General features: G+C 61.4%; 22 protein-coding genes. 9 read left to right on the top strand and 13 right to left on the bottom strand.

The features are described from left to right. Window positions 1-2: 2 nt before the first annotated feature. Window positions 3-782 carry a DUF3348 domain-containing protein gene (locus PQR32_RS27030; RefSeq protein WP_408234061.1) on the bottom strand — a complete coding sequence of 260 codons (780 nt, stop codon included), beginning with the start codon at window positions 780-782 and terminating at the stop codon, window positions 3-5. Between the two features lie 298 nt (window positions 783-1080). Further along, window positions 1081-2025: an aromatic alcohol reductase gene (locus PQR32_RS27025; RefSeq protein WP_408234058.1), complete on the bottom strand. Its 945-nt coding sequence runs from the start codon at window positions 2023-2025 to the stop codon at window positions 1081-1083. 288 nt (window positions 2026-2313) lie between these two features. Between PQR32_RS27025 and PQR32_RS27020 the strand changes: the two genes are divergently transcribed. Next, entirely contained in the window at window positions 2314-3225 is a 912-nt protein-coding gene (locus PQR32_RS27020) for a LysR family transcriptional regulator (RefSeq protein WP_408234055.1), read from the top strand. A 5-nt stretch (window positions 3226-3230) separates the two neighbouring features. Continuing rightward, on the top strand, window positions 3231-4463 hold the full coding sequence (locus PQR32_RS27015) for an NAD(P)/FAD-dependent oxidoreductase (protein WP_408234052.1): 1233 nt from the start codon (window positions 3231-3233) through the stop codon (window positions 4461-4463). An 85-nt stretch (window positions 4464-4548) separates the two neighbouring features. On the opposite strand, the gene mctP is transcribed toward PQR32_RS27015, so the two are convergent. Continuing rightward, window positions 4549-6030, bottom strand: a complete 1482-nt coding sequence (gene mctP, locus PQR32_RS27010) for a monocarboxylate uptake permease MctP (protein ID WP_408234049.1) — start codon at window positions 6028-6030, stop codon at window positions 4549-4551. Next, on the bottom strand, window positions 6027-6224 hold the full coding sequence (locus PQR32_RS27005; RefSeq protein ID WP_007177944.1) for a DUF3311 domain-containing protein: 198 nt from the start codon (window positions 6222-6224) through the stop codon (window positions 6027-6029). The genes mctP and PQR32_RS27005 overlap by 4 nt, the downstream gene beginning before the upstream one ends. Window positions 6225-6463: 239 nt before the next feature. Here PQR32_RS27005 and PQR32_RS27000 point away from each other — a divergent pair, with 239 nt between their 5' ends. The 4 genes from PQR32_RS27000 (at window position 6464) to PQR32_RS26985 (ending at window position 9821) form a co-directional block, all read left to right on the top strand. Next, window positions 6464-7873 carry a cache domain-containing protein gene (locus PQR32_RS27000; protein WP_408234045.1) on the top strand — a complete coding sequence of 470 codons (1410 nt, stop codon included), beginning with the start codon at window positions 6464-6466 and terminating at the stop codon, window positions 7871-7873. A 2-nt stretch (window positions 7874-7875) separates the two neighbouring features. After that, on the top strand, window positions 7876-8523 hold the full coding sequence (locus tag PQR32_RS26995; RefSeq protein WP_408234042.1) for a response regulator: 648 nt from the start codon (window positions 7876-7878) through the stop codon (window positions 8521-8523). A 113-nt stretch (window positions 8524-8636) separates the two neighbouring features. Continuing rightward, window positions 8637-9179 carry a hypothetical protein gene (locus tag PQR32_RS26990; RefSeq protein ID WP_408234039.1) on the top strand — a complete coding sequence of 181 codons (543 nt, stop codon included), beginning with the start codon at window positions 8637-8639 and terminating at the stop codon, window positions 9177-9179. 33 nt (window positions 9180-9212) lie between these two features. Further along, on the top strand, window positions 9213-9821 hold the full coding sequence (locus tag PQR32_RS26985) for a hypothetical protein (RefSeq protein WP_408234036.1): 609 nt from the start codon (window positions 9213-9215) through the stop codon (window positions 9819-9821). A gap of 12 nt (window positions 9822-9833) precedes the next feature. Here PQR32_RS26985 and cls read toward each other — a convergent pair whose 3' ends face one another. From cls to PQR32_RS26965, 4 genes are all read right to left on the bottom strand, one after another. Then, the gene (gene cls / locus PQR32_RS26980; protein WP_408234033.1) at window positions 9834-11096 is read right to left on the bottom strand and encodes a cardiolipin synthase; all 1263 of its coding nucleotides are present in this window, start codon (window positions 11094-11096) and stop codon (window positions 9834-9836) included. Window positions 11097-11244: 148 nt separating this feature from the next. After that, entirely contained in the window at window positions 11245-11730 is a 486-nt protein-coding gene (locus PQR32_RS26975) for a hypothetical protein (protein ID WP_408234030.1), read from the bottom strand. 22 nt (window positions 11731-11752) lie between these two features. Beyond that, complete coding sequence (locus PQR32_RS26970; protein ID WP_408234127.1) at window positions 11753-12604, bottom strand: H-NS family nucleoid-associated regulatory protein; 852 nt, start codon at window positions 12602-12604, stop codon at window positions 11753-11755. Between the two features lie 215 nt (window positions 12605-12819). Continuing rightward, the gene (locus tag PQR32_RS26965) at window positions 12820-13158 is read right to left on the bottom strand and encodes a hypothetical protein (RefSeq protein WP_408234027.1); all 339 of its coding nucleotides are present in this window, start codon (window positions 13156-13158) and stop codon (window positions 12820-12822) included. A gap of 371 nt (window positions 13159-13529) precedes the next feature. Here PQR32_RS26965 and PQR32_RS26960 point away from each other — a divergent pair, with 371 nt between their 5' ends. Next, window positions 13530-13823 carry a hypothetical protein gene (locus PQR32_RS26960; RefSeq protein WP_408234024.1) on the top strand — a complete coding sequence of 98 codons (294 nt, stop codon included), beginning with the start codon at window positions 13530-13532 and terminating at the stop codon, window positions 13821-13823. Between the two features lie 54 nt (window positions 13824-13877). Continuing rightward, complete coding sequence (locus PQR32_RS26955; RefSeq protein ID WP_408234124.1) at window positions 13878-14114, top strand: hypothetical protein; 237 nt, start codon at window positions 13878-13880, stop codon at window positions 14112-14114. 26 nt (window positions 14115-14140) lie between these two features. Here the strand turns inward: PQR32_RS26955 and PQR32_RS26950 are convergent, their stop codons facing one another. Beyond that, complete coding sequence (locus tag PQR32_RS26950; protein WP_132377813.1) at window positions 14141-15214, bottom strand: DUF6765 family protein; 1074 nt, start codon at window positions 15212-15214, stop codon at window positions 14141-14143. A 351-nt stretch (window positions 15215-15565) separates the two neighbouring features. Between PQR32_RS26950 and PQR32_RS26945 the strand changes: the two genes are divergently transcribed. Next, the gene (locus PQR32_RS26945; protein WP_132377815.1) at window positions 15566-15796 is read left to right on the top strand and encodes a DUF2964 family protein; all 231 of its coding nucleotides are present in this window, start codon (window positions 15566-15568) and stop codon (window positions 15794-15796) included. A gap of 48 nt (window positions 15797-15844) precedes the next feature. On the opposite strand, the gene PQR32_RS26940 is transcribed toward PQR32_RS26945, so the two are convergent. From PQR32_RS26940 to PQR32_RS26925, 4 genes are all read right to left on the bottom strand, one after another. Further along, window positions 15845-16285, bottom strand: coding sequence for a DUF488 domain-containing protein (locus PQR32_RS26940; protein WP_408234021.1), 441 nt, complete (start codon window positions 16283-16285; stop codon window positions 15845-15847). A 123-nt stretch (window positions 16286-16408) separates the two neighbouring features. Further along, window positions 16409-16810, bottom strand: a complete 402-nt coding sequence (locus tag PQR32_RS26935) for an FKBP-type peptidyl-prolyl cis-trans isomerase (protein ID WP_408234018.1) — start codon at window positions 16808-16810, stop codon at window positions 16409-16411. Window positions 16811-17063: 253 nt separating this feature from the next. Beyond that, entirely contained in the window at window positions 17064-17786 is a 723-nt protein-coding gene (locus tag PQR32_RS26930; protein ID WP_408234015.1) for a carbon-nitrogen hydrolase family protein, read from the bottom strand. 387 nt (window positions 17787-18173) lie between these two features. Further along, window positions 18174-18482, bottom strand: coding sequence for a HigA family addiction module antitoxin (locus PQR32_RS26925; protein WP_408234012.1), 309 nt, complete (start codon window positions 18480-18482; stop codon window positions 18174-18176). Window positions 18483-18508 lie beyond the last annotated feature (26 nt).

Below are 18508 nucleotides of genomic sequence, written 5' to 3'. Positions count from 1 at the left end.
AGTTAGCTGGCGCGAAGGGCGGCGAGCAACCCTTCGACCGGTTGTAAACGAACATCCAGTTCGGCAAGCAACACGCTTTGCATGTCCTTGCGGAACACGTTCAGCCATGCGCCGGGAGGGAGCGCCGCTGCGTTGCTTGCCGCATCGCTTCCGAGGTCGTCCGCGGCCTCGGCGGCGGCCAGCGTCGCCTGCTCGGCCGCGCGCAGACGCTCGAAGTGGCCGGCGAGCAGCACAGGCACGCCAGCCAGCAGCGTGCGCTCGCGCTCCCCCAACGCGCGCTCCATCACCGCGTCCACCACCGCGAGCCGCGCCATGGCGGGCGTTCTGGTGGCCAGCATGCCCCGCAGACGGCCGCGCAGGTTGCCGATCGCCATTTCCATCGACTGCTGGATGGAGAGATAGCGTTGACGGAAAACCGCGTAATCGGCCGCCGGCTCCGCGGGCGCATTCTGCGACGACGCCTGTGCGGACCCATGCGCGGGCCCGCGCCGCCTGTCGGCCGCGAACACGCTATCGCCCGTGATGGTCTTCGCCAGCGAACTGCGCGCGCGCACGTACTCCGACTCTTCGGCGCTGCCGAAGCTTCGCGCGCCGGCGGCGACGGCGGGCGGATTGCCGCTCAGTGCCGAGGACAGCGCAATGGCGTCGGTCCAGCCGAGCCATTGGCTGAGCCGGTCCGAGAGCGATTGCCTGGATTCGGGGACATCGACATCCGCGAGGCGTGCCAGTAAGCGAATGAGCGCCGGGCCGCTGAGGGCGGTGCGCTGGGGGGCTTGCAACATACCACCGGAGACAAAAAAGTCGCCAGTTTACACGCTGTCGGCGCCTGGGCGGCTGCAAGTCGATCCGCGGATCGTGCGCGAGGCGCATTTTCTTGACCGGCGTTGTGCTCGGCGGCCCTGCCGGCTTGGTGATTCGGCCTGCTGCTTTGGCCTTCTTCGGCGTTGCGCTTCGGCTTGCTGCTTCGGCCTTCTGCTTCGGCCTTCTTCGGCCGTCTGCTCCGGCTCGCTGCTCCGGCTCGCTGCTCCGGCTCGCTGCTCCGGCTCGCTGCTCCGGCTCGCTGCTCCGCCGACCGCGCACTTACTGAAGCGACACGCCCTTGTTCGTCAGAAGATTTTCGCGCATCCAATGCTCCATGCTGCAAACCGCCATGCCGCGCCGCGCGTTGAACGTGCGATCCATGTCCCATGACACGCCCTCGCCTGCCGCGAACACCACGCGGTACTTCCTGATCGAGCTGTCGTGCTCCTCGGCCAGTTCGCCTTGCAATTGCGGCACGCTCCATTCGACGCGGCGAGCCTTGCGCCCGAACATCGCGTCGACGGCATCCGCCACCTGGCGATAAGTCACCGTGTCACCGGCGACGAACACGACCTCGTCCGCGATGCGCGGTTCGGCGAACACGATCTCCACGGTCAGCCTGCCGATGTCATCGGCCGTGGTGACCGTCACCGCGTTGTCCCAACTGCCGAGCGCGTGAACCGTGTTCTGCTCCAGATCCACCACGCCGAAGGACGGTTCGAACAGGAAACTCGTGAACATGCCGGTCGACACGATCACCCATTCGGTCCTGTCTTGCGCGCGCAGCAGGTCGCGTACGTCGAGCTGTTCGTCGAACAAGTCCTGCGCGCTGCCCCGGCCGATCACGTCGTAGTCCACGCCGAACTGCCACGGGAAATAACGCGAGACGCCAGCCGCGAGCACGGCACGGGCAATCTTCAACTGCACGCCTTTGCCGCCGACAAACCCGGTGCAGGAGATCACCGTATCGAAGCGCCGGAACAGCGCGGCAAGCGACGCCTCGGACTGCGCGGCCAAGTCGCCCGGCACAAGCTCGATGGAGAGCGCGCGCAGTTCGGCGACATCCTTCTGCTTGGCGGCATCGCTCGATTGCAGGGTTAATGGCCGCAGGAGAACCGCGACCGAGACGCCCGGCGTCGATACGGCCCGTCGCGCAAGACTGCGCAATACGGCGATGCCGAGTTCACCGGCGCCGAGGACGAGAATGGATTGAGTGTGCGACATGTGTAGGACCTTTTCGAAGTTCAGGAATGGATCACGTGGCGTTCGCTCGTGCGATCCGCGGTCACCGGTAACACGCTGCTGCGTAGTAGCTTCACGCAGACGTCAACCGGACGATCTGGAGTCTAGGTGCGCAAGTCGCCGCCATTGTTCGCCCTCACGGAATTGAGAAAGCGCCCGCGTCGAACCCACCGGCTCAAGCCGGATAAGCGAACGACTCCATGTAAGATGAACGCCCGCTGCAACGCGCCCGTGGACGGCGCCGCGCGAACCTGGACAGGTGCCCCGCTCATGGACAAACTTCAAGCGATGACGATTTTCATGCGCATCGTCGAGGCTCAGAGCTTCAGCAAGGCCGCGGAGACGCTTTCGCTGCCTCGTTCGTCGGTGACCACGATGATCAAGAATCTGGAGCATGAGCTGGGCGCGGCCCTGCTTCGGCGCAGCACACGCACGCTCAGCCTGACCGATGCGGGCGAGCGGTACTACGCGTCCTGCCGGGCGATTCTCGCGGAGATCGCGCGCGTGGAAAGCGAGTTGTCCGCCGACGCAGCGACCCCGCGTGGACGTGTCCGCGCGGACATGCCGGGCGTGATTGGGCGCGCGATGGTGTTGCCGCGGCTCCGCGAATTCGAGCAACGCTTTCCCGGCATCGAACTCGTGCTCGGTCTGAGCGACCGGCCCGCGGACCTGATCTACGACGGCATCGATTGCGTAATCCGCACCGGCGAACTGGCCGATTCGAGCCTGATTGCACGGCGGCTCGGAGAACTGAGCTGGATCACGTGCGCGTCGCCGCGATATTTGAAAGAATATGGCGAGCCCGAAAGCGTGAGCGCGCTCAACGATCACCGTGCGATCAATTACATCTCAAACGCGACAGGAAGGCCGCTCGAGTGGCGGTTCCACGTGCAAGACGAAGATCTCACGATGACCATGCCAAGCCGCTTCTCGGTCAACGAAACAGAGGCCTATCTGCAATGCGGCCTGGAAGGATTGGGACTGATTCAGCTCTCGGAGTTCGTCGCGCTGCCGTATCTGAAATCAGGACGTCTGAAAGAAGTCCTCGCCAGTGTGCGATCGTCGGCCGTGCCTGTTTCGATCGTTTATCCGCACGGCCGGAATGCAAGCGGCGCGACCCGAACATTTGTCGACTGGATTGCGGAACTCTTCGAACAAAGCGACTTCAAGCGAGGCCTATAAGTAGAATGAAATTCGATACCGTTGTGCTCGGGGCGGGCATTGTCGGCGTATGCGTTGCCGTGCATTTGCAGAAACGTGGGCGCCAGGTCGCGCTGGTCGATCGCAAGCTGCCCGGCAACGAGACCTCGTTCGGCAACGCCGGGCTGATCCAGCGCGAAGGCGTTTATCCTTACGCGTTTCCTCGTGGACTCGGCACGTTGCTGCGCTACGCGCGCAACCAGTCGGCGGACGTTCGCTACCATCCCGATGCGATCCTCAAGACAGCGCCGTTCCTGTGGCAATACTGGCGCAACTCTCATCCGGCGCGGCACGCCGCCATTGCAAAGTCGTACGCGACGCTGATCGAGCATTGCGTGAGCGAGCACCGGGCGCTCGCTACCGATGCCGGCGCAAGCGCTCTGTTGCGCCCGATCGGCTGGATGAAGGTGTTCCGCACCGCCGCGGCTCGCGACGCGGAAATGCGCCTTGCCGAACAGTGGCATCGTGAATACGACGTCGAGTTCGAGGCGCTCGACGCCGCTCGCCTGCAACGGATGGAGCCCGATCTCGACAAGACGCTACTGGGCGGCCTGCGCTATCCGGCGTCCGATTCCGTGAGCGACCCGAACGCGCTCGTCACCGCTTACGCCAGGTATTTCGAAGCGCTCGGCGGACGGTTTTTTATCGGCGATGCGGACACGCTGCGCGACGGCTGGCAGGTCGATACGGAAGCGGGAACGATCTCTGCCTCGTCCGCGGTCGTGGCGTTGGGGCCGTGGTCGGACCGCGCGAGTACGCGATTGGGTTACCGCCTGCCCCTCGCGGTCAAACGCGGATATCACATGCACTACGAGCCGCAGGGGACGGCCCGTCTGAATCATCCGGTGCTCGACGCGGAAGGCGGCTACGTGCTGGCGCCGATGGCACGCGGCATCCGCTTGACGACGGGCGCGGAAATCGCGGACCTCGACGCGCCCAGGACACCGACGCAACTCGCGGCGGTCGAACCGGTTGCCCGCACGCTGTTTCCCTTGGGCAAGCGTCTCGATGACGAACCCTGGATGGGCCGACGTCCCTGTACATCGGACATGATGCCGATCATCGGGCCCGCGAAAAAACACCCGGGCTTGTGGTTCGCGTTCGGCCATGCGCATCACGGGCTGACCTTGGGGCCAATAACCGGACGTCTGATCGCCGAGATGATCACTGGCGAAAAAACGGTGGTGGACCCACAGCCGTTCAACGTGGAGCGGTTCTGACGGCGCGGGTCGCGCTTCGAGCCACAATAAAAAACGCCGCGGACAAACAAGCTCCGCGGCGTTCGTTTACCTCGACATCGATCGCTTAGGCCGCAGCCGCCACCCTGCGCGGCGACAGAACCGACACGACGAAACTCACGACGATATTGGCCACCAGCGCGATCAGGCCGATATACACCGGGTAGACCGCATCGCCGAGATGCAGGGCGAACACCGGCTTGAGGCCTTGCGAGATCGCGAGACTCGTTCCGAGCACGATCCCGACCAGCCAGCCAAGGAACAGGCCCGGCGTGTTCAAACGACGCGTGTACAACGAGAACACGATTGCCGGGAAAATCTGCAGGATCCACACGCCGCCCAGCAATTGCAGATCGATCGCGTATTGCGTCGGCAGGAACACGATGAACAGCAGCGCGCCGAACTTCACGACGAGCGAGACGATCTTCGCCGTGGAAGCCTCGCCTTCTGGCGAGATATTCGGCGAAACGAGCGGACGCCACAGGTTGCGCGTGAACAGATTGGCCGCGCCGATCGACATGATCGCCGCAGGCACCAGCGCGCTGATCGCAATCGCCGCCGCCGCGAAGCCGACGAACCACGACGGGAACAGCGTGTTGAACAGCGCCGGCACCATGTCCGAAGCCGACTTCACATGCACGCCGGCCGCGATCGCCATATAGCCGAGCAACGCAATCAGACCCAGCAGCAGCGTGTACGCCGGCAGGAAGATCGCATTCTTGCGCACGGTTTGCGCCGACGAGGACGACAGCACTGCCGTCATCGTATGCGGATACATGAACGCCGCCAGCGCTGAGCCCAAAGCCAGCGATGCATAGGCGGTGAATTGCGTCGGCTTCAGAATGATGCCGGTCGCGCCGCCCTTGGCCTTGAAATACGTATCGGCCGCGTCGAACACATGCGCGTAGCCGCCGAGCTTGGCCGGAATCAGCCAGATCGCCGCGATCACCACGATGTAGATCATGATGTCCTTGACGAACGCGATCATCGCCGGCGCGCGCAGGCCGCTTGCATACGTATAGAGCGCGAGAATCACGAAGGCGACGATCAGCGGCATTTCGCCCGTCACGCCGAGCCCCTTGATCACGACCTGCATGCCCACCAGTTGCAGCGCGATGTACGGCATGGTCGCGATAATGCCGGTGATCGCGACGGCCGCCGGAAACCACTTGCCGCCGTATTCGCCCTGCACGTAGTCCGCTGCCGTGATGTGGTTTTTCGCCTGAGCGATCTTCCACAGTTTCGGCATCACCGCAAACACGAACGGATAGACGATGATCGTGTACGGCAACGCAAAGAAGCCATACGCACCGACCGAATAGACCAGCGCGGGCACCGCGATCACCGTATAGGCTGTATAGAAGTCGCCGCCCACGAGGAACCACGAAATGACCGTGCCGAACTGGCGGCCGCCGAGGCCCCACTCGTGCAATTGCGTCAGGTCGCCCCGTTTCCAGCGCGCGGCAAAGAAGCCGATCACGGTGACGAGAACGAAGAATGCGATAAAGACGGTCATCGCAACCGGATTCACAGGATTCAGATCGTTCATTTGACACCTCGGTACACGACGTAAATCAGTAGCGAGGTCAACGGCACCCACAAGAACTGATACCAATAGAAGAACGGAAAGCCGGCGAACGACGGACGCGTGTCGTTATAGAACGGCAGCCACAGCAATGCAATGTACGGGATCAGCAGGATCAGCCATAGCCATGAACGGCCGGCAGGTTGGGAGGTCTCCACAATCATCTCCTAAGTCTATTATCGACACCGCGCACCGGGGCTTGTGGCCCGGCACGCGGAAACCGGTTACGTGATATTAGTCGGCAAAACCGGAATGCGCTCCTCGCGCTGCGCAAACGCCCTCAAGGCGCACTACGCCGCGGGGATGTAGTATTCGCCTTCGTGAGCGTCCTCACAAGCGCGCAACTACGTAAGCCGGCTACGTAATACTACGTAGCCGGTCGGCCGTCTTTTCAACGATGAAACTCAAAGCCAAGATTGTCCTGCTGGCGATCGTGCCCTTTCTGGCTGCCATCGCGAGCATCGAAATCGGTGTGCGCCAGGAAGCCACGGCGCTCGCCGAGACGCAGCACGCGACCACCCAGGCCGCCTATATGGCAAGCAAGGAGATCGAGCTCAAGCATTACGTCGAGCTCGCCACCACCGCGATCGCGCCGCTCTATAACGCCGGCCAGGACAATGCGCGCGACGACGCGACGCTGCGCACGCGCGCGCTCGACGTGCTGGAGAAAATGGACTTCGGCAAGGACGGCTATTTCTTCGTCTACGACATGCACGGCCGTTCGTTGATGCATCCGCGCGAGCCCGACCTCGTGGGGCGCGACCTGTGGGAAATGCGTGACCGCGAAGGCACGCTGACGATCCAGCAACTACTCGCCGCGGCCTCGCGCGGCGGCGGCTATGTACGCTACCTGTGGCATCGTCCGTCGACGGGCAAGGTGGCATCGAAACTCGGCTACGTGGTGCCGCTGGAGCGCTGGGGCTGGATGATCGGCACCGGCATTTATCTCGACGACGTGGATAGCACGCTCGCGCATATCGACGAGGGCGCGGCCGCCAACATCGATCGTACGATGAAATGGATCGACGCGATCGCCGTGGCCGGACTCGCCGTGATCGCGCTGTGCGCGCTCGTGCTCAACGTCACCGAATATCGCAGCGCGGACGCCAAACTGAAGCGGCTTGCGCAGCAGGTGGTCGAGTCGCAGGAAAACGAACGGGCGCGCCTGTCGCGTGAATTGCACGACGGCATCAGCCAGATGATGGTCTCCGTAAAGCTGCTGCTCGAATCCGCGCTGGCGCGCTTCGAGCGCAGCGAAGTGCGCGTGCCCGCGGCAGAGGCCGCGCTGGCCACCAGCCTCACGCGGCTTGGCGATACCTTGCGCGAAGTGCGGCGCATTTCTCACGCGCTGCGTCCGTCGATGCTCGACGATCTCGGCGTGGCGGCCGCGCTCGAGCAACTCTCGCGCGAACTCAGCGAGCAGTCAGGCATCGAAATCGGCTTCACGCAGATCGCCCACACTCACGCGGCGGCTTTGCCTGACGCGGTCAATACCGTGCTGTTCCGGATCGCCCAGGAAGCGCTGACGAATATCGTGCGCCACGCGCAGGCGACGAGCGCGGCGCTCGCGCTGGAAGTATCGAACGACGCCGTCACCCTGAACATCGCGGACAACGGACGCGGCTTCGACGTGACGCATGCGTTCGTCGGCCGGCGCTCGGGGGTGGGTCTGCGCAATATGCGCGAACGGCTCGAAGCGCTGGGCGGCACGCTCTCGCTCAGTTCACAGGCCGGCCACACGCTCGTCACCGCACGCGTGCCGCTGGGATCGACCGAGCCGACATTGCCGGCCTTGCAGGAAACCTGACCATGAACGACGCCTCACCCGCTATCGCCCGTCTGATTCTCGTCGACGATCATCCGCTCGTGCGCGACGGTTTGCGCGCGCGGCTCGAAGCGGTGCGCAACCTCGAAGTGGTCGGCGAAGCGGGCAATGCGCAGGAAGCGCTCGCCCTCGCCGCGAGCGCGGAACCCCATCTCGTGCTAATGGATGTCGGCATGAACGGAATGAACGGCATCACGCTGGCCGGTATGTTTCACGAGCGCTTCCCGGCGATTCGCGTTCTCATGCTGTCGATGCACGACAATCTCGAGTACGTGACCCAGGCGGTGCGCGCAGGCGCGAGCGGCTACGTGCTCAAGGACTCGCCCTCGACGGAAATCATCCAGGCGATCGGCGCGGTGCTCGAAGGTAGACAGTTTTTCAGTGCGGGACTGGGCGCGCGTCTGATTCAGGCTTCGGCGACGCAGTCGCCCGTCGAACGGCTGACGCCGCGCGAGCGCGACATTCTCGACGCGCTCGCGGAGGGCCTGTCGAGCAAGCAGATCGCTCAACGCAACGACCTCTCCGTGCGGACGGTGGAAACGCATCGGCTGAATCTGAAGCGCAAGCTCGATATTGAAGGTCAGGCCGAGTTGATCAAGTTCGCGGTCGAGAACCGGCGCACGAGTCGGTGAAGACCTGGCTGACGCGAGTCAGCGATCTCCGCATAATCAGCACTGCATCCACTCAAACCACTGCCGTCGTTCCGTCTGATCTACTCAACGCCCGACATCTGGAGCTGATGAGGATGAAACGTTCATTCCCATTGCGGCTAGCAAGTCTGCTGATCTGTTTCGCCGCCACTTATGCACACGCCGAAACGATCCGAATCAATCGCGGCCACGATCCGTTCTTTCAGATCTCCAAAGCGATCAGCGACTGTCCGGTGCCTTTGGGTCCACTCGAAACCGGGCAGGAATGGCTCGACGACAGCCATTACCGGATCGAACGCGGCAATAGTTGCTGGGTGGAAGGCCGCTGCCGTTTGTCGAACGCCTATCTGTACGACGTGGAAATGGCCGACGCCGTGCAGCGGCGCCTCACCAGCATCAATTTCGCCACGCACTGGCGCGAACAGTCGACGCTCTGGCTAACGCTGCAACGCCGTTTCATCTACGTCGAAGGTTGTGTCGCACCGGGTTTCGACAAGCAGGCCTTCCTCACCGAACTCGCAAAAACCGCGGACGTCGAGCGTGTAATCGACGACACGACCAATAATCCGCGTGCCCCACAACTCCCCTATAGAACGCTTGCGGACCCGGACAAGCCAGTGCTCGATCCGGGCAACTAGCCTGATAAGCCGACAGGCGATAGCAGCGCATACGTGATATCCGGTATCACGCCGCAACGCCTATATCGGCAATCGAACATAGCAACGCAGAAATCAAACTTTGGGCGTTTGGCGTCATTGCTACCATCGGCGACCCGACATAATCCGGTCAGCACAACAACGACAACAGAACGATCGCAGCGCCCTTCTCTTCGCCTTGGCATGATCGGCGGCGCTTGGGCGCGTCGCCGCCGCGCGCTCGAAAGAGAACGTGAAGTGGGGGGCCGTGCTCTATTCGAATCGCTGCGCAAAGACCTGTTCGACTCGCCCACCGCATTGGCGCGCATTCCGCCGGGCGGCTTTCTGACGATCTCGATCGTGCCGGCGCTATTGTCCGTGGCCAGTACTTCCGCACGCTGTCGCCAGTTGTGTCTCGACTCTATCGACAGCCAGCTCGTGCTGATCGACCGCAGTATTGAGCAGGCGCTTTTGCGACGCCGACTGGATGACCGTCCGGTAACTCAGGAATTGCGCGGATTCGCTCGTGCATATCACCGTGCCAAAGCGCTTCTCGCCACACCGCTAGCCGCTATAGGAGCGGAGAGCAGCGTGCCCTCTTCCCTATCGAATACCGAAGCCTATCTCTCTGGCACCGGTCACTAATCAAAAGATTCGTCAGAGTTGCGTATCCAGCAGCGGCACGAACTTTTCGATCAGCTTTTCCGTAAAGGGCCGATGCATCCATGCTTCGAGCGTGATCTGCTGTGACTTCTTTATATCGTCGGCGAAAACGGCGGTTTGCTGCTTCGCGAAGTCACGGTCGTAGATGTTCAGATTCGCTTCGTCGTTGAGCTTGAACGAACGGTTATCGAAATTGGTCGAGCCGACCGACACCAGGTATTCGTCCACCACCAGCAATTTGCAGTGAAACATGGTCGGCTGATACTCGTACATTTCCACGCCCGCTCTGAGCAGGTCGCCCCAGCACGCACGCGATGCTTCCCGCACGGTATGCGTGTCGATCCGTTTTCCGGGCATGATGATCTGCACTTTCACGCCGCGTTTCGCCGCCTCTACGATTGCGTTGATAGTCAGCTTGTCGGGAACGAAATAGGCACTCGCCAGATGAATGGAGTGCGTGGCCGCCGTGATCGCCATCAGATACATTAACTGCATGTCGTCGCTGCCGCCCGAGGGCGAACTGCTGAACATATGCGCGAGGCCATCGCCCATTGACTCGACATCGGGAAAATAGCCGGGACCGTGCAGCACATTGCCCGTTGCCTTGACCCAGTTGTCCATGAATACGGCCTGCATATGGCCGACTACCGGACCCGCCACGCGGAAATGCGTATCGCGCCAATGTTTTTCATTCTGCGCGTGGCCGGTCCACTCCGGCGCAATACCGACACCACCCGTAAAGCCGATATGCCCGTCGATCACCAGCAGTTTGCGGTGCGTGCGATCGTTCATGCGGCCAAGGCCGGTCCAATGGGGCTTGTGATACTGAATCACTTCCGCGCCGGCATCGCGAAGCAGATTCAAATAGTGCTTGTCCATTTTCGACGAGCCGACCCAGTCGAGCAGCACGTGTACCGCGATGCCTTCGCGCGCTTTATCCGCGAGTGCCTGCGCAATCTGCTCGCCAATCTCGCCGGACCAATAGATGAAGGTTTCAAACGTGATGGTGTGACGTGCGGAACGGATGCCTTCCAGCATCGATGGAAAAATGCGGTCGCCGTTGAGCAGCATTTCGAAGCGATTGCCCGAGATGACTGGCGGCCCGAGCAGCAACCCCATTGAGCGAAGGAATTGCGGATCGTCGCTCGCATAAAGGCGTTCGATCTTATGTTCGATCTTCTTCTCGCCGCTCGATAAATTGGCAATCACCAAGATGATGACGAGCGTGACGAAGGCGGTAATGGGAATCGTCAGCATGCGTGGCCTCGATGCTAATCGGCGGGACGCGTCGCATGCGCGTCCTGCGGTTTGACGAAGACTCCGGGCCTCGGCCCCGGCTTTTACGACGAACGCAGGACGCATTGCGCGTGCCCGTTGCAGGCCCGCACCTTGCTAGTCAAACGCATTACCTGACCAGCGAGAACGCTTCCCGGCTGGCTATTTCACCCGCGCCATAGACACCGACCACCGTGTAGTCCGACGCTACGCATTCGAATGTGGACTCCTGAAACGTGATGACGAAATGGCGCAGCGCGGGTTCTGTCGATGCGGCCGCCGCAAGCTCGGCGGCAAGCGACGAATTCAGGACTTCATGAACCGAGTAGCCGGTGAGACCGTGCGCGGCGAGTGGATGAATCTCGAGATCGCCGTCGCCGGGCGGACCCAGGCGATGAAATACCGTGTCCGGAAATAGCACCGCGCAAAAGGGATCGTCGTCGGGATCGAATGGTCCGAACCGTTCAAAGTCGGATTCCGCAATCGGATAAGAGAGAATGACCCGGCGGTCACTCGCGACGATGAAAGGTTCGGCGGTATCTTCCGCCGGATGAGGAACGGAGTCCAGCAGGACGACCTGGTCTTCCTGCTGGGGTGATTCAAGCGTACTGGTCATCTACTTCACGACTCGGTTGCGCTCATGCGCCGGCTGACGCCGGCGCGGCTTGCGGCGTAGCCGCGACAGTCGTCGCGACGGCTTTTCTGGTTGCGGTCTTGCGCACAGGTGCTTTCCTGGCTGCTTTGGTCGCGGCGCTCTTCTTCGCGGCCGGCTTTGCAGCGCCTTTCTTTGCCGCTACTTTCCTGGTGGCCGCGGTGGCTTTCTTTGCAACCGTCTTTTTGGCCGCGCCTGCTTTCTTTGCGACGACTTTTCGGGCTGCGGCTTTCTTGCTTACTACGCCGCTAGTTGCCGCCGACTTCACTTTGCCGGCCTTCTTTGCGGCTTTGTGACCGGCATCCGCCACCGTTGCCGAAGCGCTATCGATCAGGAACCTGGTGCGGTCCTTGACCGTGGCGAGCCATGCCGGCGCCGGGCCGCGGCCGCTCCAGGTCGCGCCGGTTTTCGGGTTGATGTACTTGGGCGGTTGCGCGCCTTTCGGCTGACCTTTGCTGCCTTTCGCATGGGTGACAGCAGCCTTGGCCGCCGACTTCAATTCGCTCGCGCCTTCGACCAGGAACTGTGCGCGATCTTTCACGCCGGCAATCCAACCCGGCGCGCGGCCATGGCCCGTCCAGGTCGCGCCGGTTTTATGGTCGCGGTACTTTGCTATTGCCTTACCGGAGCTGACGGCTTTCGCCTTGCCATTGCCATTCAGGCCTCTCGCGGCGCGCCGGGCTTTTGCCTGGGCTTCGATATCCGCAGTAGTCAGGCCATGTTTGAGCATCAGGTCACGAATCTGGTCGACAGCGACTTGCGCTTTCCTGGCAATAAGGACGTCAGCTTGCGCCTGAAGCTTTTTAAGCTTTGCTTGGATTTGCTCTAACGTGGGCATTTGATTGCTCCTTATGTGGTAATCGATCGAACTATGCCACGAATGACGCGAGAAAGGCAGATCGGCGTGGTTATAAAAACACGAGTCGGAGTCGATCATGCATCCGGTGGAGTACGAACTTTTTGGGTTCTTTACTCCGTCGCCACACTTTTTCTGTCTTTTCCTTTGCCACTCCCCCCTCTCTTCTATTGTCTTTCCAATTGTTGGGCTGCCGATCACATCGGCGTAAACACGACGGCCTGACGGTCGGCGATGTACCGCACACTGCGCATGAAACGGTACTGCTGGTCATCCGCGGTAATGCGGTTCAGGCCCATCCGGGTCAACGACAGCATCTCGTCAGCCTGAAAGGCGGCCACCACACCGTGCCCGGTCAATGCCTCCAATGCGCCGGACGGGTCACCGACATAAACACTGCGCACATGCGTGCCGGCTCGCATCAGGACCACGCTTTCGCCTTCGTCGAGCGCCAGTTCGAGATAGCCGGCAAGCGTTCGCAACGACTCCGGCGTCGACGCCCGGGACTGATAGATTGCAGCATTCGATGGTGTCATTTTCGTTTCCCCGTCACACGCATCAAGAAAAGGCAGCCGCTGTGCATCGCGGCATTAGTCGCTTCTACTATAGGCAAGCATTCGAAGATTCAAAGGACGGCAGTACATTTTTATTGTTTGAGTGCGTTTGCGCCGGTCAGTTTTTATCAAAACACTTTTTGCCGGCCACGAAATCCAGCTTTCCCGAGATGCAATGCGCTAGCCGGAACCTCCGTAACCCCGCGTTACCAATCTCGCAGCGCTGTTTCACCTGTGTCCGGACCGCCCTTCTACACTCCGAACCGTAACTCGACGCAAAGCTCTGGAAAGCCCCCAAGGGCGAACCTGAGCCAATCGGAAGCATCGCACTTCGATATGCAAGGAGAAAACAAATGAACCAGAAGATCATCGGCGCGGTATTGGGACTGGCAGTGCTGGCGGCATCGTCGGCAGCCTCGGCGCACGTGGATGTGGCTGTCGGAGTCGGCATTCCAGTCGGCGTGGTTGCAGCGCCGCCGCCCGTCTATGTCGCGCGCGGTCCGGCTGCGGTCCCGGTTGCCTACGGCGGTTACGGCGACTGGCGCGCACGCGAGTGGCGCGAGCGCCGTGAATGGCGGGAACGCGAATGGCGCCGTGAGCATTGGCGCGAACACGAATGGCGTGAACGGCACTGGGGCGGCTATTGAAATGACGCCGAATAGCGCCACGTTGGAACACCTCAATTGAACGGTACTTTTCAGATGAAAGCGGGTTACGTCAGAACCGCCCTCGCGGCGGTCGCACTCACTTCAGCAGCGCTCGGCACGGCGAACGCGGCCGGCTGCATGAAGGGAGCCGTCGTAGGCGGGGTGGCGGGACACTATGCCGGACACCACGCAGTGGTCGGCGCGGTCGGCGGCTGTCTGGTAGGGCGGCACATGGCCAAAAAGCATGCGGAAGAACAGGCCGCGCAACGTCAGCAAGCCAGAATTGAATAACCAGGTTCGGGGCGCCGGCGCCCCGTTCAGGCAATTCGCAATCCGTGCGTCGGCAGGATCTCCTGCGTGGTCACGAAGCGGTGCTGCTTGACCGCGTCGTGAAATAGGCGGTAATCGCTTTTTTCAAAGGCGTCCGTCCATACCGGCTTGTCTCCGGTGTCGTCGTCGAACTTCAAACCGGTGGCCAGGAACTTCCAGGAGCCGGGACCTTTAGGCACATACTCCGGAATCGACTCTTTCAAACCCGGAATACCGCCGGCCTTCACGACGCGGCAAATGTGCCGCAAGCGATCATTGTCGTCCTCCAGCCGGTTCGTATTAAGCAGGTTCGTGAGCACGTCTCTCACATCGTCGGGCATGCCGGGCAAATTCTCGAAATCTTGCCGCCCCGCCAGATAGGCGCGCACCGCGCGGCACGCCATCTCGGCCGCTTGCACGAATTCCGGCAGGTTGTGTCGTTGGACGAACTCATTTCTACCATCGATGTAATGCCATTTAGCCCACGGCTGGTCAGGATAGTGCAAGGCAGCGCCATGACCGACGGGCAGCGCAACGGTCAGCACATCCTCCTCGATGTGTTCGATCAGGTGCTCGCTCGCGAGTCTGAGTTTGGCGAACCAGCCTTTGCGCGTGCAGTCCTGAGCCTCCAGCAGATGAACCCGATTCCACGGACTTTCGATGCCGGCGAACCCCTGATGCGCCCATGTATCGACATAGGTGTGAAGCGTCACGCCCAACCGATGCAGTCCTGTCTCGGTGTCGCGGCGCAGGATCGCGCGCCGCACCACCTCGCGCGCCACCGCGCTATCCGGCCGGCACACGGCTTTTTCGTGCAACGTCGAGCCAACGGCCGCCGGCAGAAAATGAAAGGGCGTCCACACCAGCCGGTTCTTGTCGTCCTCGGTGGTGGCGTAGTCGAATAACTTGTGGGCGGTGGCAAAGCGTTCGAACGTCTCGCCGCCCTTGAAGCGCAAGATGCCCGCGGTCGTCGCATCGTCCACATATTGGCAGGCGTGCGCCACGGTGATCGCGTCGCCGGCCGGCATGCCAGCCACGCGGGCGGCAATATAGACGACACCATAATGAAAGTCGATATTCATGGCAGGCGCTCCTGACGCGCGACGAATGACGACGGGGGATTCTGGACTGCGCGGCGAGGTGGATGCCGCGTCGGCGCGTGAGTAGATAGTAGACGACCGAACGCGCCGGGACTTTAAAAAACCGCGCGCCGCCCTGTTTCATGCCGAGTCCGGCGCATACGCGCCGTTCCGCTAAATAGACTTGTGACAATCGGGCGCTGCATTTTCCCGTTTTTATTATTTGCGCCGTCCGGCGGCTCAGCTATGCTGTGTGCCATTGGAAACCATTTGTAATGCGAAAAGGCATAACCGGGCGCACGACTCTCAGTCCAACCCTGCGGGCAGGACACGCTAACTCAAAGGATAATTCCTGTGAAACTCGACAATTGGAAAGAAGGCGCAAGTCCGGAACGGCGCAAGCTGCTACGCAGCAAGCTTCACGTCCTGCTGGCCACGATCGGCACGCTGGCGTCCGTGGTCGGGATCTGCGTGGCCATTAACGGCGGACTGGAATTCAATCGCACCAAAGTTTTCATCGGAGTCGGCATTACCGTCGTCTCTACCATCATTTATATCTCGATGCTTTTCGCGCCATCCGAGTGAGATCCGGCCTTCTCCTGTTGCGCAAAGGCGCCGCCATCGAGTCGGCGGTTACGACAGGTGGGTAATTTTCAGGCGGCTATTCCAACGCGAGTTCAGGTAGTCGAGCGCCAGCCGCCGGTGGCAGTGGTGTGGTAAATGTTCACTGCAAAGCAGGCAAGCCGAGCGGAATAGATCGACGTCCAGATTGCTTTCTACCCGGCGCTTTGCGATCAGTTCGACGTAAGCCGCCGAGAAATCGTCCCACGTCAGTTCTTTGGCCTTGTAGCGCTTGAACAGGTCGGGCTCCGGAGCCAGGTCGGGAATTTCCTGATAAGCGGCGCCGCACAACTTGTCGAGAAAGAAAGGCAGATCCTGTTTCTTGGCGAAGCCGGCAAGTTGCGAGGTATTGCTCAGGCGGATGTCGAGCACCATCCGCACCTGTGCGTCTTTTAGCAAGTCGAAAAATTCCTGAGCCGTCTTGCCGGTAAATCCGATGGTGGCCACCTGCACGGCATTGTTTTCGCGTCTCGTCACGATGAGTACCTGGCGGTGGGCAAACGCAGTGCCCGGAAAAAGAAAAGCCCCGCTGCGATATCCGGAGCGGGGCTCAGTCTCAGTTCACGTCGCGCTGGCTTACTTGACGATAGCGACCAGTTCGACCTCGAAGGTCAGGTCGCTGTTCGGCGGAATCACGCCGACGCCGCGATCGCCGTAAGCGGTCGCTGCCGGGCAGGTCAGTTTGGCCTTGCCGCCCACCTTCATTTTCTGCACGCCTTGCGTCCAGCACGGAATCACGCGATTAAGCGGGAACGTGGCCGGGCCGCCGTGTTTCGCGGAGCTATCGAACTCGGTACCGTTGGCCAGCGTGCCGCGGTAGTTGACCTTCACGACATCTTCGGCGGCCGGTTGGGCGCCAGTGCCTTGCGTCAGGTGTTCAACCACTACGCCGGAAGGCAGTTTTTCGGTGGTGGGCGCGGCGGCCATTGCCGTCGAAGACAGAAGAGCTGCTGCGACCAATGCAACGATAGATTTCAAAGCGAGTCTCCAGATGGGTAGTGCGCCTCATTGTAACGGATCGCATCTGGCGCACCGGTACCGCCGGTTTGCATGGGCAAAGCTGGACTGCGGACGTCGTCTATTGCGGCGCGTTCATAAGCGAGCCAGCACGCTTCACATTACTGATCGCGCGCATGATCGTACTGCTCTGGGCGACGCCCGCGTCGCAGCGCAGCACCTTGCGCGCAGTGCAGCCGGTTGCTTCAAAGTGACTTACGGCGAGCGTTTTTAGTCAGTCCAGGCTTTGTACCGCGTAGGCGCACGTCGTCGCGTGGCCGCGTGCGTTGAAGTCCGCGAGCACTGTCTCGCGTTCGCGGACATCGGCCAGCACGGCCGGATCGAGTAGCGCGGTAATCACTTCTTCGCGCTCGCGGCTCGCTTCCACCATGACGTCTCCAGACGGGCTCCAGATCGCGCTCGCACCGCACGTGGCCCAGCCGCCGGTCGTGCCGACGTGATTCGACAACAACGCGTACACGGTGTTGTCGAATGCCCGCGCGGGAAACCAGATGCGCGACTGGTGGTAGCCGGTCTTCACGCTGAAGAGCGCGCTCACGAGATACGCGTGCGCGCCGTTGACCGCCGCAAGCCGCGCGTGCTCCGGGAAGCCTGAGTCGTAGCACACGCCGAGCGCGAGGCGCCAGCCGTCGATTTCAAGCAAGCGGCCTTGCGTGCCCGGGCGATAGATCTTTGTCTCGCTGCTGTACAGGTATTGCTTGTGATACGGATCGAGCTGCTCGCCGGAACGGCTGAACACCAGCGAAGAAATATGCAGGCCGCCCTCGCCGCGCGTGGCCGCACCGACGATCACGGCAATCTCGCGCTGCCGGCAAATGTTCCGAATCGGTTCGAGGCGCGCGTCGTGTGCGTCGAACGCGTATTTCGCGGGATCGCCGGCGATCAGGTCCGGTTCGTAGCCGCTGAGGAATTTCTCGGGAAAAGCTGTAGATACCATTTGCTTTACAACGCCCCGCCCCGCTACACAAGGCTTTCCGGGCGGCGCGTGGGGAAAATTCCGTTCCCCACAGCCCCTCAATCATCCATTCCCCCACGTTTCCCCACACGCTGCGGTGCGGGGAAACCTTCGTCCCCCAACAGAGCGACTGCCCTACATATTAGACATGTGTCTCGTTTGAGATTCAAGCTAACAGCGGTCCCTCGCAGGGACCTACAAGGCACGTGCCTTGTTTAAAGTCCGAACAGGTGAACTGTCGATGCTGCGGCGCACGTGATATGGGTAACGACGCGCGCGTTCCCCACGAGTGCAAGGTGACAAGGGCTACAGGTCCCTGCGCTGGCCGGAAACTCAACGCCATAAATCATGCCCTATGATTTTTGGAGATCAGGCCGTTGCTTCCGCCGGTGCACGCTTGATCGCCTTCGGCGCATGCTTGCGCGCCTGCCACAGATCGTAATCAAGCTGCATCCCCAACCAAAGGTCAGCCCGCCCCCCACGCTCAACACCGAGCCACTGCTCGATGCGTAGGGCCATTTCGGGAGTGATCGCCGCGTGCTCATTCAGGAGCCGCGAAAGCATGACCCGCGACACGCCAAGCTGGCTCGCCGCCTCGGTGACGCTCAGATTCAGCGCGGGCAGAACGTCCTCGCGCAGGATTGCCGCCGGATGCGGCGGATTAAACATACCGGTCATAGCTTTCTTCACTATGTGAACTCAAT

The organism is Paraburkholderia dipogonis (assembly GCF_046027395.1).
GTDB lineage: Bacteria > Pseudomonadota > Gammaproteobacteria > Burkholderiales > Burkholderiaceae > Paraburkholderia > Paraburkholderia dipogonis_A.
Note: the sequence above shows the minus strand (reverse complement) of the source record. Positions and strands in the feature narration are given on the sequence as shown.

Bases quoted from the DNA above. Each gene is read 5' to 3' on its own strand.
- PQR32_RS27025 (WP_408234058.1), bottom strand. From the start codon at position 2,025: ATGTCGCACACTCAATCCATTCTCGTCCTCGGCGCCGGTGAACTCGGC.
- PQR32_RS27030 (WP_408234061.1), bottom strand. From the start codon at position 782: ATGTTGCAAGCCCCCCAGCGCACCGCCCTCAGCGGCCCGGCGCTCATT.
- PQR32_RS26960 (WP_408234024.1), top strand. From the start codon at position 13,530: ATGAACCAGAAGATCATCGGCGCGGTATTGGGACTGGCAGTGCTGGCG.
- PQR32_RS26995 (WP_408234042.1), top strand. From the start codon at position 7,876: ATGAACGACGCCTCACCCGCTATCGCCCGTCTGATTCTCGTCGACGAT.
- PQR32_RS27020 (WP_408234055.1), top strand. From the start codon at position 2,314: ATGGACAAACTTCAAGCGATGACGATTTTCATGCGCATCGTCGAGGCT.
- PQR32_RS26975 (WP_408234030.1), bottom strand. From the start codon at position 11,730: ATGACCAGTACGCTTGAATCACCCCAGCAGGAAGACCAGGTCGTCCTG.
- PQR32_RS26990 (WP_408234039.1), top strand. From the start codon at position 8,637: ATGAAACGTTCATTCCCATTGCGGCTAGCAAGTCTGCTGATCTGTTTC.
- mctP (WP_408234049.1), bottom strand. From the start codon at position 6,030: ATGAACGATCTGAATCCTGTGAATCCGGTTGCGATGACCGTCTTTATC.
- PQR32_RS26970 (WP_408234127.1), bottom strand. From the start codon at position 12,604: ATGCCCACGTTAGAGCAAATCCAAGCAAAGCTTAAAAAGCTTCAGGCG.
- PQR32_RS26965 (WP_408234027.1), bottom strand. From the start codon at position 13,158: ATGACACCATCGAATGCTGCAATCTATCAGTCCCGGGCGTCGACGCCG.
- PQR32_RS26955 (WP_408234124.1), top strand. From the start codon at position 13,878: ATGAAAGCGGGTTACGTCAGAACCGCCCTCGCGGCGGTCGCACTCACT.
- PQR32_RS27000 (WP_408234045.1), top strand. From the start codon at position 6,464: ATGAAACTCAAAGCCAAGATTGTCCTGCTGGCGATCGTGCCCTTTCTG.
- PQR32_RS26950 (WP_132377813.1), bottom strand. From the start codon at position 15,214: ATGAATATCGACTTTCATTATGGTGTCGTCTATATTGCCGCCCGCGTG.
- PQR32_RS26925 (WP_408234012.1), bottom strand. From the start codon at position 18,482: ATGACCGGTATGTTTAATCCGCCGCATCCGGCGGCAATCCTGCGCGAG.
- cls (WP_408234033.1), bottom strand. From the start codon at position 11,096: ATGCTGACGATTCCCATTACCGCCTTCGTCACGCTCGTCATCATCTTG.
- PQR32_RS26930 (WP_408234015.1), bottom strand. From the start codon at position 17,786: ATGGTATCTACAGCTTTTCCCGAGAAATTCCTCAGCGGCTACGAACCG.
- PQR32_RS27015 (WP_408234052.1), top strand. From the start codon at position 3,231: ATGAAATTCGATACCGTTGTGCTCGGGGCGGGCATTGTCGGCGTATGC.